Consider the following 13,121-nt stretch of genomic DNA (forward strand, 5'->3'; position numbering starts at 1 on the left):
TTTGTCATTGCGTTCCTTTATCGGATCTGGTCGGCCAAATGGCTTACAGCAAGAGCAAAGTAATGCGACCGGTTCCACTTGAGCAAAGACTGATAATTACCATAAATTAAGTAAGCTCTACCTTGTTTATCGTCTGGTTGAATAAGCCAAGCATCAATATCAACACCAGGCAATGCCTGACCGTTTAATCTGCGAACACCAACCTGTTGCCACTCAGCCAAGGTTTTGGCTTTGTTCTTTTCAACGCCCATCAATGAAGCATCGATAGAAGACGGTAAAGAGACTTGTCGGCCCCAGGTATATTCATCATCCCAGCCAGCCTTCTTTAAATAATTTGCAGCAGAGGCAAAAACATCCGCCTCGGTTTGCCAGATATCTATCTTACCGTCATTATTGCCGTCCACAGCATAAGACAAGAAAGATGTCGGCATGAACTGGGGCTGCCCCATTGCTCCTGCCCACGATCCCTTCATATCTTCAGGGCTAATATGACCCGCATCCAATATTTCCAATGCAGCCATCACTTGGCTACGGAAAAAAGCTTCGCGACGCCCCTCATAAGCGAGAGTCGAGAGCGCTTCAACCACATTATAATTTCCCATCAAACGACCGAAATTACTTTCAACGCCCCATAGGGCGACGATAAAGCGCGGCTGTACACCATATTGCGAGCCAATTTTTTCCAGTGTTGCTTTATGTTTACGATACAGCTCGTTAGCCTGCTTTACTTTCCAGGCCGGCACCGCACGAGGAATATACTCGTCCAGTGTTAGCTTTCGCTCTGGTTGGTTCTTATCCGCTTTAACGGCGCGTTCAACAAAAGTAATGCCATCAAAAGCAGAGTTGATAATCGACTCTGAAATTCCTTTTTCCCGGGCTTCTACTTTCAGTCCATCGACATAGTTATCAAACCCTTCATCAGCATAAACTGCCGATGATAATCCTAACCCTAAGGCCACAAAGGCCGATATCAATCGCTTATGCATAGTTTATCCTTGGCTGCTGGCGGCTTTGTCCGCTTTGTACTGCTCCAGTAAGTTTGGCACGGGTGGCGGTACTTGCAGGTAATATCCATTGCCTTTGAGTTCCGCTTTTACTTTTTCGATATCCGCCTGTGCCAACTTATGGCGTTCATCCAACTTAAGTACCATGACAAATTGTGGTGTACCAAATGTTTTCAACAACGCTTCAGGTACTGGGGAGAAGTCATCTTTGTTGCTGATATAAAGATAGGTGTTGTCTTTTTTCGGGCTTTTATAAATTGAACACAACATATTGTCGGTAACCTGTTCGTTAATTTCGCTATTTTGTCAGACAACAAATCCACTGAATCATTCCCTCGCTAAAGGGGGATCGCCTACTTGATGAGACGGTTGTCTGAATTTCCAACGCAAAAGCAAGGATAGCTTGCTGATATACGGTTTGGAATATAACATGCAAGTTACCCAAGAGATAACGTTCCCGGACGACTAATTTAGCGACAGTCATCAGCACACATGACCAAATCTGCAGAACTCAAGGGAGGCTCTTTTACCCTCTCTGCCCTCCACCTGGTGGATGGCGACATATCGCAAGCAGTCAACTTCCTCAAAGAGAAAGTTGAACAGGCGCCTAATTTCTTTTCAGCAGCCCCTATCGTCATTGATGTCAGCCAAGTCGGTAATGACATAGATTTCGCTTTACTCAAAAGCCAAGTCCACGAGGCAGGGATGATCCCAGTCGGGATCAGTGGCTGTAAGCAGCGTGAGCGTCAAGAGCAGGCCAAACAAGCTGGATTCGCGATTATGAATGCGGCTAAACAGGCCAAAGCGGCTGAACCTGTGATGACACCGACAAAAATCATTAAAAATCCGGTTCGGTCAGGCCAACAAATTTATGCTAAAAATAGTGATCTGATAGTGCTTGGACATGTTAGTGCGGCTGCCGAGATCATTGCTGATGGCTGCATCCATGTTTACGGAACCTTAAGAGGCCGTGCTATCGCTGGGGCCAGCGGTCAAAAAGAGGCAAAGATTTTCTGCCATAACTTACAGCCAGAACTCATCTCAATCGCAGGGAACTACTGGTTGAGCGACAAAATACAACAAGAGTTCTGGGGAAAAAATGTCGTTATCTCGCTTGCTGAAAACAATTTGAACATAGAGCAAATGACTCTATAACGTTTAATAAGGAATTTATAAGATGGCTCGTATTATCGTTGTTACCTCAGGTAAAGGTGGCGTTGGTAAAACTACCTCGAGTGCAGCTATTGCATCGGGGCTTGCGCTTAGCGGCAAGAAAACAGCGGTGATCGATTTCGATATCGGCCTGCGTAACCTTGACCTGATCATGGGCTGCGAGCGCCGCGTGGTGTATGACTTCGTCAACGTCATCAATGGTGAAGCCAACCTTAACCAGGCTCTAATCAAAGACAAGCGTGTCGACAACCTGTATGTCCTACCCGCGTCACAGACCCGCGACAAAGATGCACTAAGCCGTGAAGGCGTTGAGCGCGTCTTCAATGACATGGCTGAAATGGGCTTTGAATTTATTATCTGTGATTCGCCAGCAGGTATCGAAACCGGCGCATTGATGGCTCTGTACTTTGCCGACGAAGCCATTGTCACCACCAACCCTGAAGTCTCTTCTGTACGTGACTCTGACCGTATTCTCGGTATCCTTGACTCCAAGTCACGTCGTGCCGAGCAAGCCGAAGAGCCGGTAAAAACTCACCTGCTGCTCACTCGCTATAACCCGGCTCGCGTTACCTTGGGTGAAATGCTGAGCGTCGGTGATGTTGAGGAAATCCTTCATATCCCACTTCTGGGGGTGATCCCTGAAAGCCAGGCGGTACTCAATGCCTCAAACAAAGGTGAGCCGGTTATTTTCGACAAAGAGTCTGACGCCGGTATCGCTTACGAAGACACGGTTGCCCGCCTGCTTGGCGAAGAACGCCCATTCCGCTTCCTTGAAGAAGAGAAGAAAGGCTTCCTAAAACGTCTATTCGGAGGGTAATACACGATGGCATTGTTAGAATTCTTCCGCCCCAAGAAACCAACGACTGCCAGTGTAGCCAAAGAGCGGCTGCAAATTATCGTTGCTGAACGCCGCTCTGCCGATCAGGGTGCACCTAGCTACTTACCGCAGTTGAAGCAAGATATCCTGGATGTGATCCGCAAATACGTCGAGATCAGCCCGGAGCAGGTTACCGTTAACCTTGACCAGAAAGAAGAAGATCTTTCTGTGCTAGAGCTCAACGTCACCCTGCCAGACGAAGAGAAATAACCTGGGTCAGTTGCAAAAAGCCCCGTCCAATAAAATTGGGCGGGGCTTTTCTTTTTCTCTGTCGCTGTACTTACTTCGATTTCAGCAAAGGCAATACTTTGGCTTCAAACAGCGGCTTGCGCCATGTCTTGAGCATATCCGGCATATGATCCGCCGAGCGCTCTTTTTTCCACGCCCATGAAATCAGCTGGTTGATTTGCTTCTTCGACGCCAGGAACTCAGCCATCAGGCCAGTCTCTTGCTCTACCACCGTGACCACATCTTTAATATGCTTAACCTTTTGCTTGTAGCCAGGCAAATCAACTAAACGGGTGATTTTCTCTGGGTACTGATCTTCCGGCATGTCATCGGTATCATGAACCATTTTCAGCAACCGGTTGGCGTGGCGCTGGATCTCCATGTTGTCGAAGCCTTCTTTGACCATCACGGCCTTGGACTTGATACCGTAACGGGCCAGCTTCCACAGGTGGAGCTCTTTGACGATAAAATTCAGGGCCAAGTCGCGCTTACGTGCTTCCAGTACCCGCCATTTTGCCGCTTTTTGCAAAACCGCCAGCTGCTTCGGGTTCAGCTGCCAGGCATTTTTGATATCAAGGTAAGCCTTATCTGGATCTACGGTCTTCACACGCTTGAGCATCAACCCCGCACACTCCTGTGCCAGGGCTTCTTGCCAGCCTTTGGCTTCCACTTGCGGCATCAGCTTTTGGTACAACGGCAGCAAGTAGTAGACATCAGCCGCCGCATAATCCAACTGGCGATCAGTAAGAGGACGGGCCAGCCAATTGGTTCGTGCCTCCCCCTTATCAAGCTCGATATCCAAGAAGTCTTTGACTAGGGTACCAAAACCCGCAGACACCCCGTAGCCGAGGAACGAAGCCATTACCTGGGTGTCAATCATCGGCACCGGCAAGCAGCCCGCGTAGTACTGGAAGACTTCCAAATCTTCGCCACACGCGTGCAGGACTTTGATCACCGACTGGTCGCGCAGCAGATCCCACAACGGCTCCAAGTCATCAATGGCCAACGGGTCAATCAGAGCCAGCGACTCACCATCGAATAGCTGGATCAGACCAAGCTTAGGGTAAAGAGTACGAGTTCTGACAAACTCGGTATCGAGCATGACTGCCGACTGGCGACGCGCCTGAAGGCAGATTGTTTCCAACCGGTTGCGGCTGGTGATCATTTCAAAATTCACAGTTATCTCACCATAAATACCAAACTGAGCTCAAAACCAATAAGGCAGAATATTACTCAGCTTGATATCAAATGCCGGCTTGATGCCGGCATTTTGAGTTTTCATTGAGGATACGGTTACGCATCCTGAGCTTGCTGGGTGGACTCCTCACGCAAAGCACGGCGGAGGATCTTGCCGACATTGGTCTTCGGCAGCTCGTCACGGAACTCAACAATCTTAGGGATCTTGTAACCGGTCAGGTGCTCACGGCAGTGCTCAAGCAGTTCATCACGCGTCAAGCTGGCATCTCGCTTGACGACACAGACCTTCACCACTTCACCAGAGACTTCATGCGGTTCGCCAATCGCCGCAACTTCCAGCACCTTGCTGTTCAGGGCGACCACATCTTCAATTTCATTCGGATAGACATTAAAGCCCGACACCAGAATCATATCTTTCTTGCGGTCGACAATATGCAGGAAGCCATCTTCATCAAAACGAACGATATCACCGGTCGATAGCCAACCGTCTTCGGTCAGCACTTCTTTGCTCGCCTCTGGGCGCTGCCAGTAGCCCTGCATTACCTGCGGGCCACGCACCTGCAGTTCACCGGTCTGATCGTTACCCAATACCTGACCTTCGTCATCAACAATACGCACGTCTGTCGAGGGTACCGGCAAACCGATAGAACCATTATAGTCGGTCAGATCATACGGATAAGCCGCTACCAATGGCGAGCACTCTGTCAGGCCGTAACCTTCCAGCAGGTAGTTACCGGTAATTTGCTTCCATTTGTCAGCAACTGCACGCTGGACAGCCATACCACCGCCTACCGATAGGCGCAGCTGGCTGAAGTCGATTTCATGGAAATCTTCATTGTTGACCAGCGCATTGAACAAGGTGTTTACACCCGTAATCGCGGTGAACGGGTAGCGCTGCAGCTCTTTAACAAAGGTCGGGATATCACGCGGGTTGGTGATCAGCAGGTTACGCCCACCCATTTCGATAAACAGCAAGCAGTTCACGGTTAGGGCAAAAACATGGTATAGCGGCAATGCGGTCACGATCAGCTCGCGGCCTTCGGTCAGTACCGGACCGTATGCACCTTTCGCCTGCATTACATTTGCCAGCATATTACGGTGGCTTAGGATCGCTCCCTTAGCAACACCCGTTGTACCGCCTGTATATTGCAAGAATGCGGTATCTTCACCCGACATAAATGGTTTCACATATTGCATGCGGCGGCCTTTACGCAGCGCCATACGCATAGATGTGGCGTGAGGAAGGTGATACTTTGGCACCATCTTCTTGATATATTTCACCACGAAGTTAACCAATGTGCCTTTAGGGCGAGATAGCTGGTCACCTAGGCTGGTCAATACCACATGCTGAACACTGGTATTTTTAACGATGCTCTCAAGAGTGTGGGCGAAATTAGAAACAATGACGATCGCCTTGGCACCAGAATCGTTCAACTGGTGTTCCAGCTCTCGCGGAGTATAAAGTGGGTTAACATTCACCACCACACAACCGGCACGCAAGATACCAAACAGGGCAATTGGGTACTGAAGCAAGTTCGGCATCATCACGGCAACGCGATCACCCTTCTTCAGCTTCAGCTCATTTTGCAGGTAAGCAGCAAAAGCACGGCTTCGCTCTTCCAGTTTGCGGAAGGTCATCACCTGCCCCATATTGATAAAAGCAGTCTGATCAGCATACTTCTGAACTGACTGCTCAAACATTTCAACCAACGACGGATATTGATCCGGGTTGATTTCAGCCGGTACATCTTCCGGATAGCGGTTAAGCCAAACCTTATCCACTTTGCACTCTCCTTCTTGAAATTGGCATGGTGCCTATATGTGCTAACGGGTATTTAAAACATGTGTTTACACCGCAATTACAGCACAATTAACATACAAGTAACACTGGCCTATTTGGCCAATGCATTAAATTTTGAACTGAACAACACTATCTGTCCGGCGACCGCCCCAGGGCTCTGGAGGTGGCAGTGATGGCCACCTGCAATAACGACCTGCTCAAGCTGTTGCCAGCCGTGTTGCTGAGGGTTTTCCAACTTCAGCGAACGATAGCCCGCTTCGCCAATAATGGATAGCACCGGGCATGTAACCGATGCCACCATGTCATCCGCCTGCTCCTGTGCCATCCGGTACAACGAATCACAACGCAGACGGTGGTCGTGGCGCCAGTACCAGCGCCCCTCTTGCTGGAATACAGCCCGCTCAACGACGGGTTTGATCTGCTCAGGGGCCAAACCATTAACCGAACAACGAAGCGCTAGCGCCTGCTGGAAAGAGGCCATAGAGCGGCGCTGCCTCTGCAGTGCCCTCGCCCGGTAGCGCTGGCGGCTATCAATACCCTGCCGCAACCTCTGCGAGGCATTCTCTGCCGCCTCTGATAACGGCGACAAGCCTTCTATCAAGGCCAGGCCGGCCACCTTTTCGGCAAATGCCGCTGCATAGCAGACAGACACCAAGGCACCCATGGAGTGACCGACGAGTATTACCTGTGGCTGATCCAACAGATCGACCAGTTGGGCCAGGTCATCAACATAATCGACAAAATGATAGAAATTATCGCTCGCTCTGGGTGCCGATAACCCGTGGCCGGGCCAGTCAACCGCAATGACATGGAAATGCTCAGAGAGGTAGCCAAATAGGGGCTCAAAGCTGCCAGCATTATCCTGCCAGCCATGTAGCATAACCATCACCGGCCGGAGCGACAAAACACCGCTTAACTGAGATTTGCACGTGATAGGTTGCCCGCTGGCAAACGAAGCAAGCCCTGACAACCGCTGCTGGGACAATTGAAACTCAATCTGGTACATGGCTACCTACTTGGTCACCCTCTCCCTGACCTCAGCCCGGGAAAACCCTTTGTTAATTAGGCTAGGTGAACAGTGCATGCCAATACAGCTTCTATAGCGGTCGAAATCATCAATCCAGACTTCTTGCCTCACTTGCCACAGCTGGGATCCCGAAACAGCCACCACAGGGAAGCGGTAATTGAATTCGCCGACCTTGCCTTGCTCTTCCCCATCGACATGACCAGCAACAGAAATCAACCGGCCAGGGTGGTATTCCAGCGGCTCGAGAAAGCCATCAACATAAGCAACAAAGCGCTGCTGGGTGCCGCTGCCAAGTTTAGGCTTGCCGTCACTACCAATCGGCATGGCGACAATCTCCAACCGGGTTTTCTGCTCCCCGTTGTCTATGGCGGCAATCACGCCCCCGAGGCGGATAGCCTGACCCAAATCCTGGCCAGCAGGATCGCTCAAAGCCGCCACATCTGTGATAGGGTTTTCGCTATCGGTCATAAGGGGTTCGGGCACCGCGGCGCAGCCTACCATAGTCGCAGCAAGCAACCCAGCGATTAGCGTCCTAAACATTGCTAACTCCATTGTAAATGATGAATATCCGCGCAACTTCCCGGTTTTCCGATAACTAATCACGCTTAAACATATACATCGACCCCAACCAACATCGAGAGTTCATCACGCTTTTGCTGGTGCATCACCCCCAAGTAACTCTCCAGTGCCTGGCGGTTCTTGCCCTCAGGTTGATCGTACTGAATATGGGAGTGGGCTGCGTTTAGCAATTCAGGATCACGAACAGATTGGGCAACGGCTTTGGCAACAGGTGTTGGTTCACTGGCATCCTGAACGGAGGTGCGGGTGACTTTCGTCTTCGACGGTGTTTGGGGGATGGTGACGGGGAGGCGCTGAATAGAAACCATAGGAAACGTCCAGTATCCAAATAATTGCCGGGTATGCTAATACAATAGTATGCATACACGGCAATGAGGCAAGTGTATTATTCGCGGCCTGGTAGTTTTTTCCAGGTTACGGTATCGCGAAGATACACAGGGCTCGCTTCTTCGGCTGTAACAGCCTCGCCACGTGCAAATGCATATTTGGCCAAATGCACCATATCGGCCGAATCAGGATACAGAACCGAACCTGATACCGTTTCGACAGGCAGTTGTGCCAATGTCTCAGCATAGCTTTCCCAACCTGTACCAGCCGTTAACCACTGGCCATCACTTTGCGGTAGTTGGGTGATCAGCATCTCAGGTTTGATAACCAGCTCGCTACCCTGCAGCGCCCAATCGCCGTCGGCCTGACGGCGATACTGGCCCCAGTAAATTTCATTCATGCGCGCATCAATGGCTGCCATCACCTGCTCAGCCTGATGCTGGCGGTATGTTCCCTGCGCCATCGCCGCTAACGTCGAAATACCCAACATCGGCAGATCCGCACCGAATGCCAAGCCCTGAGCGATACCAATACCGATGCGCACGCCAGTAAAGCTACCCGGGCCGCGGCCGAAGGCAAGCGCATCTAGCTGGTTTAGCTTCAGGCCAGCCTCAGCCAGTACGCTGTCAACCATAGGCAACACTTTGGTGGTGTGCTCTCGCGGTGCGTATTCACAGTGAGAAATCACTTCATCGCCCACCAGCAGGGCAACGGAACAGTTTTCGGTGGCAGTATCTACTGCAAGAATTTTGTTGCTCATTCAAGCCTCTGAATGCTGTTCCTCGGTGGCGGCAGGCGTTTGCTGACCATTCACCGAAGATAAAAATTGCCCGACGCCAATCACATCCCGGGTACGCGGGATAGGCGGCAGGCTGTTAAGGAATACGGCGCCGTAAGGGCGCGTCACTAGCCGGTTGTCGCAGATCACCAGAACACCTTTGTCCTGCTTGTCGCGGATCAGTCGGCCAACCCCCTGCTTGAGGGTGATCACCGCATCCGGGATCTGTACTTGCGCAAAAGGATCGCCACCGCGTAAGCGGCAGTCCTCAATACGCGCTTTCAGCAGCGGGTCATCCGGCGCTGTAAAGGGTAATTTATCAATGATAACACAGCTTAGGGCCTGTCCTCTAACATCGACCCCTTCCCAGAAGGCGCCGGTCGCTATCAGTAAGGCGTTGCCCCGCTCGAGGTATTCTGCCAGCAACTTTTGTTTGGTGGTTTCGCCCTGCACCAACACGGGCAAGTCGAGTTTGGCACGGAATCCTTCGGCTAAATCCCGGACCATCTGGTGTGAGGTACACAAAAAGAAACACCGCCCGTTATTGTCTTCAATAACCGGGGCCAGCATCTCAACCAGCCGGTCTGCAATACCGAAGCTATTGGGCTCAGGCAAGAAACGGGGCACGCAAAGCAGAGCCTGCTGCTGGTAATCAAACGGGCTTTCCAGTGAAAATTGCTGTTTGGGTTTGAGCCCTAACCGCTCACTGAAGTGGCTGAAATCATCATTTACCGCCAAGGTTGCCGAGGTAAAAATCCATGCCCCGCCCTGCTGCTCTATCTGTTCGCTGAACTTATCAGCGACCGACAATGGCGTGATATGCAAGCTAAAGTGGCGCGGGGTACACTCATACCAATAGGAATAGCCGATGATGCTGGTATCGCAGACCCGCTCCAAGCGCGCCTTGATCAGCGTCGCCCGCTCGAAAGCAGCATCCAGTAACTGGCTCCTGCCCAAGGCCAGCTTCAGTACTTCATGGGTCAAGTCCAAGGCATCACTCAAGCGGGTGATTTCACGCTGAATCGTCGGGCTGGCAATGGCTTCGCGCCAGTTGCCGCGAAAGCCTGGCTCCCCCAGCACAATCCGCATATCGGCAGCGGCCTGGTGCAGCCTGTCGGCGGTTTTTTGCAGCTGGCGCATATCTTTAGCTTCTGTGCGGTAGCCAATCTCGACATCTTTGGCCAGCTCTTGGATTTGGCGGCTGGACAAGCTTTGGCCAAAGTATTGGCTGGCAATATCCGGCATCTGGTGCGCCTCGTCAAAGATGAACACTTCAGCTTCGGGGATAAGCTCACCAAAACCGGTTTCCTTGATTGCCTGATCGGCTAAAAACAGGTGGTGGTTAACCACCACGACATCGGCTTCCATCGCCCTGCGACGGGCCTTGACCACAAAGCAATCCTCATAGGACGGACACTCGCGGCCGAGGCAGTTGTCATTGGTCGAGGTGATCATCGGGATCACCGGGCTATCTTCGGCAATATCTTCGCAATCACCCAGGTCGCCGCTTTTGGTCGACGATGACCAGCTTCTGACCTGAACCAGTTGGCTAAGCAATTTCGGATCGGTATGGACGCCATGGCTTTCGGTGATCTGCCTGCTGAGGCGGTCAAGGCACAGATAGTTTGAGCGTCCCTTGAGCAGGGACACCCGGCCAGTAAAGCCAAGGGCATCAGCCATCAGGGGAAGATCGCGGTGGAACAACTGTTCCTGCAAGTTTTTGGAGCCGGTCGAAATGATGGTTTTCTTACCACTGACCAGGGCTGGCACTAAGTAGGCAAACGTCTTGCCGGTACCGGTTCCTGCCTCGACAACAAGCTGGTTCTCGGACTTGATGGCATCGGCCACGGCCTGCGCCATATCTATTTGCGGCTGGCGGGCCTGGAACCCGGGAATGGCTTTGTCCAGTGCACCACCGGAGGCAAAAAACTTGGCTATCATAGACGTTTGAGTCTCTAGGCTTTCAACTATTGGGGTTTAGAAAAACGGACTTTGGGCGTGGCCGTTGGTTGACCGCGTATTATGCCAATATTCCTAGCGAGCAGCCATGATTTATTCCCGTTCAACATTTAGCCTTTGACCCCGCAAGCAATCCAAGGTAAATACTATTAAACCGGATTACACAAATGCTTGATTTTCTAGCCAGAGGTAAACCGATTTGTAAAAAATAGTAGTTCAAGGAAGAGCACCATGGAAAAGAAAACCCTGCTGACCGACTGTCCGGATGCAATGGGCCTGATCAGCAAAATCACTAACATCTGCTACAAGCACCAACTCAATATTGTGCACAATAATGAGTTTGTCGATCATTCGCACAGCCAGTTCTTTATGCGCACCGAACTGGAAGGCTACTTCAATGATGAGACGTTCCTATACGATTTAGACCGCGCGCTACCAGAAGGCAGCCACCGCCGCCTGATCAGTTCTGATCGCAAGCGGGTGGTGATTATGGTCACCAAGGAAGCCCACTGCTTGGGGGATATCTTGGTCAAGACCTTCGATGGCACCTTGGATATCGAGATTGCCGCCATTGTCGGCAACTACGACCACCTTGCGGATTTGGCCACCAAATTTGATATTCCCTTCCATCATGTCAGCCACGAAGGGCTTAGCCGTGATGAGCATGAAGCCCTGTTATTAGACGCCGTTCAACAGTACAACCCGGATTATGTGGTGCTGGCCAAGTACATGCGGATCCTCACGCCAAACTTTGTCGCCCAGTTCCCCCATAAAATCATCAATATACACCACAGCTTCCTGCCAGCGTTTATTGGTGCCAAACCGTACCAGCAAGCGTTTGAGCGCGGGGTGAAAATTATCGGTGCCACAGCCCACTTTGTGACCAACGATCTTGATGAGGGCCCGATCATTACTCAGAACGTTATTCCGGTAGACCATAACTTCAGTGCCGAGGATATGGCACGGGCGGGAAGAGATGTTGAAAAGTCAGTGCTGAGCAAAGCGCTAGGCTTGGTGATTGATGACCGGGTGTTTGTCTACGGCAACCGTACTGTGATTTTGTAAATACCAACACATTTACTATGTTGGCTGACTGTATTTAGCAAGGGTGAGATTTCAAAACCTACCCGCCAAGGACGGCGGGTCGGAGCGACAGGGATGTCTTCATGCGTTTTTGAAATTTTACCCTGCTAAATACATAACTCTATAAGTGCTGCTTACTCAGCTTCACTCTCAATAACATCCTTCAACGAATGCGGATGCAGCTTGATACATACACCGTCATGTTTGAATGCATACGTTGGGTTAGACAGGCGCTCTTTCTCGCCTGACGGGCTGCTGGCTTTGACCTTGATGCCCTTCCCTGCTAAATCCCCCCATTGCTCAGCCAGTTGTGGAAAAGCTTGACCCAACGTGATTTTCAGCGCTTCTGTATCAGCAGCATTTGATGGAATGACAAACTCGACATGTTCCCAGCCTTCTTGTGGGTAGGCTTTATCGCCCGGGTATGGCAATTCCAGCGCTTCAATTTGCCATGGGCCGCAGCTTAGCGGCTTATCAAAACCGATGACCACAATCGGGCGGCCGTTGATTTCGTTGGTCGACCATTCTTTGCCATAAACCAACCAGGCTTGGTGCAATTGTTCGGCGGTTTCCCAATCGTTAACCCGCAAGGCAATATGATCAGCCTGGTAACCGGCAAGCGATAGGCCCAACTGTTCAGCAAGGCGCTCAATTTTCGCCATAAAGGCTGGCAACGCGGCCAACATTTGCTCGGGTAGCATGCCCTTTTGTTCTAGCTTGTGCATCTCTTTTCTCCGATTATTCACGCTGAGCGTTTGAACGCATAATTATCCATAGTTTTCGGCTTGACAACAGCCCTATTCGCATCGGCAAAGCCCTTGTGCTTGCTAGACTCCTGCATAATTTTCACCCTGCTATGGATATTTAAAAAAAATCGCAATCTATTGCCTTTACGGCTTGCCAAAGCACCTAAATTTGTGGGTATTATTAGGGCAATGCAACCAGCGTATTCAAGATGTTTCCCCTCTACCCACTCCTGAGGCGGCCCCGTCAAAAATACTCACGTTATAAAATTATCACTTGGTGCTATCTTTATAGGCCAATGGTCGTGATTATTTTTGACGGTCATATCCCTTGAATACGGTGCC

Annotated in this window: 14 protein-coding genes; 4 read left to right on the top strand and 10 right to left on the bottom strand. The window is 50.9% G+C overall.

Going from position 1 to position 13,121, the window contains the following annotated elements:
- Positions 1 to 17: 17 nt before the first annotated feature.
- Positions 18 to 986 carry a lytic murein transglycosylase gene (locus ACXAGQ_RS02315; RefSeq protein ID WP_475251486.1) on the bottom strand — a complete coding sequence of 323 codons (969 nt, stop codon included), beginning with the start codon at positions 984 to 986 and terminating at the stop codon, positions 18 to 20.
- A gap of 3 nt (positions 987 to 989) precedes the next feature.
- The gene (locus ACXAGQ_RS02320) at positions 990 to 1,274 is read right to left on the bottom strand and encodes a YcgL domain-containing protein (RefSeq protein ID WP_475251488.1); all 285 of its coding nucleotides are present in this window, start codon (positions 1,272 to 1,274) and stop codon (positions 990 to 992) included.
- 222 nt (positions 1,275 to 1,496) lie between these two features.
- Between ACXAGQ_RS02320 and minC the strand changes: the two genes are divergently transcribed.
- The 3 genes from minC to minE are packed head-to-tail and all read left to right on the top strand — an operon-like array spanning position 1,497 to position 3,264.
- Entirely contained in the window at positions 1,497 to 2,159 is a 663-nt protein-coding gene (minC, locus tag ACXAGQ_RS02325; protein ID WP_475251490.1) for a septum site-determining protein MinC, read from the top strand.
- 22 nt (positions 2,160 to 2,181) lie between these two features.
- A complete protein-coding gene (gene minD / locus ACXAGQ_RS02330) occupies positions 2,182 to 2,994 on the top strand; it encodes a septum site-determining protein MinD (RefSeq protein WP_107298537.1) in 813 nt (270 codons plus the stop codon).
- 6 nt (positions 2,995 to 3,000) lie between these two features.
- Entirely contained in the window at positions 3,001 to 3,264 is a 264-nt protein-coding gene (minE, locus tag ACXAGQ_RS02335) for a cell division topological specificity factor MinE (protein WP_039463265.1), read from the top strand.
- 70 nt (positions 3,265 to 3,334) lie between these two features.
- On the opposite strand, the gene rnd is transcribed toward minE, so the two are convergent.
- The 7 genes from rnd to ACXAGQ_RS02370 form a co-directional block, all read right to left on the bottom strand.
- The gene (gene rnd / locus ACXAGQ_RS02340) at positions 3,335 to 4,459 is read right to left on the bottom strand and encodes a ribonuclease D (protein WP_475251492.1); all 1,125 of its coding nucleotides are present in this window, start codon (positions 4,457 to 4,459) and stop codon (positions 3,335 to 3,337) included.
- A gap of 116 nt (positions 4,460 to 4,575) precedes the next feature.
- A complete protein-coding gene (gene fadD / locus ACXAGQ_RS02345; RefSeq protein ID WP_475251494.1) occupies positions 4,576 to 6,261 on the bottom strand; it encodes a long-chain-fatty-acid--CoA ligase FadD in 1,686 nt (561 codons plus the stop codon).
- Positions 6,262 to 6,371: 110 nt separating this feature from the next.
- Positions 6,372 to 7,286, bottom strand: coding sequence for an alpha/beta fold hydrolase (locus ACXAGQ_RS02350; RefSeq protein ID WP_475251496.1), 915 nt, complete (start codon positions 7,284 to 7,286; stop codon positions 6,372 to 6,374).
- 6 nt (positions 7,287 to 7,292) lie between these two features.
- Positions 7,293 to 7,847, bottom strand: a complete 555-nt coding sequence (locus tag ACXAGQ_RS02355; RefSeq protein ID WP_475251498.1) for a Slp family lipoprotein — start codon at positions 7,845 to 7,847, stop codon at positions 7,293 to 7,295.
- Between the two features lie 65 nt (positions 7,848 to 7,912).
- The gene (locus ACXAGQ_RS02360) at positions 7,913 to 8,194 is read right to left on the bottom strand and encodes a hypothetical protein (protein ID WP_475251500.1); all 282 of its coding nucleotides are present in this window, start codon (positions 8,192 to 8,194) and stop codon (positions 7,913 to 7,915) included.
- A 77-nt stretch (positions 8,195 to 8,271) separates the two neighbouring features.
- Positions 8,272 to 8,973, bottom strand: a complete 702-nt coding sequence (gene tsaB, locus ACXAGQ_RS02365; RefSeq protein WP_475251502.1) for a tRNA (adenosine(37)-N6)-threonylcarbamoyltransferase complex dimerization subunit type 1 TsaB — start codon at positions 8,971 to 8,973, stop codon at positions 8,272 to 8,274.
- Positions 8,974 to 10,932 (bottom strand): ATP-dependent DNA helicase, encoded by a 1,959-nt coding sequence (locus ACXAGQ_RS02370; RefSeq protein ID WP_475251504.1) that lies wholly within the window; start codon positions 10,930 to 10,932, stop codon positions 8,974 to 8,976.
- Positions 10,933 to 11,181: 249 nt separating this feature from the next.
- Between ACXAGQ_RS02370 and purU the strand changes: the two genes are divergently transcribed.
- Positions 11,182 to 12,015 (top strand): formyltetrahydrofolate deformylase, encoded by an 834-nt coding sequence (gene purU / locus ACXAGQ_RS02375; RefSeq protein WP_475251506.1) that lies wholly within the window; start codon positions 11,182 to 11,184, stop codon positions 12,013 to 12,015.
- 152 nt (positions 12,016 to 12,167) lie between these two features.
- Here the strand turns inward: purU and ACXAGQ_RS02380 are convergent, their stop codons facing one another.
- Complete coding sequence (locus tag ACXAGQ_RS02380; protein WP_475251508.1) at positions 12,168 to 12,758, bottom strand: VOC family protein; 591 nt, start codon at positions 12,756 to 12,758, stop codon at positions 12,168 to 12,170.
- Positions 12,759 to 13,121: the final 363 nt, after the last annotated feature.

It is taken from the genome of Photobacterium sp. ABD4_091 (assembly GCF_056160145.1).

Bases quoted from the DNA above. Each gene is read 5' to 3' on its own strand.
- purU (WP_475251506.1), top strand. From the start codon at position 11,182: ATGGAAAAGAAAACCCTGCTGACCGACTGTCCGGATGCAATGGGCCTG.
- ACXAGQ_RS02350 (WP_475251496.1), bottom strand. From the start codon at position 7,286: ATGTACCAGATTGAGTTTCAATTGTCCCAGCAGCGGTTGTCAGGGCTT.
- ACXAGQ_RS02315 (WP_475251486.1), bottom strand. From the start codon at position 986: ATGCATAAGCGATTGATATCGGCCTTTGTGGCCTTAGGGTTAGGATTA.
- minD (WP_107298537.1), top strand. From the start codon at position 2,182: ATGGCTCGTATTATCGTTGTTACCTCAGGTAAAGGTGGCGTTGGTAAA.
- minC (WP_475251490.1), top strand. From the start codon at position 1,497: ATGACCAAATCTGCAGAACTCAAGGGAGGCTCTTTTACCCTCTCTGCC.
- ACXAGQ_RS02355 (WP_475251498.1), bottom strand. From the start codon at position 7,847: ATGTTTAGGACGCTAATCGCTGGGTTGCTTGCTGCGACTATGGTAGGC.
- ACXAGQ_RS02320 (WP_475251488.1), bottom strand. From the start codon at position 1,274: ATGTTGTGTTCAATTTATAAAAGCCCGAAAAAAGACAACACCTATCTT.
- ACXAGQ_RS02380 (WP_475251508.1), bottom strand. From the start codon at position 12,758: ATGCACAAGCTAGAACAAAAGGGCATGCTACCCGAGCAAATGTTGGCC.
- ACXAGQ_RS02370 (WP_475251504.1), bottom strand. From the start codon at position 10,932: ATGATAGCCAAGTTTTTTGCCTCCGGTGGTGCACTGGACAAAGCCATT.
- tsaB (WP_475251502.1), bottom strand. From the start codon at position 8,973: ATGAGCAACAAAATTCTTGCAGTAGATACTGCCACCGAAAACTGTTCC.
- ACXAGQ_RS02360 (WP_475251500.1), bottom strand. From the start codon at position 8,194: ATGGTTTCTATTCAGCGCCTCCCCGTCACCATCCCCCAAACACCGTCG.
- minE (WP_039463265.1), top strand. From the start codon at position 3,001: ATGGCATTGTTAGAATTCTTCCGCCCCAAGAAACCAACGACTGCCAGT.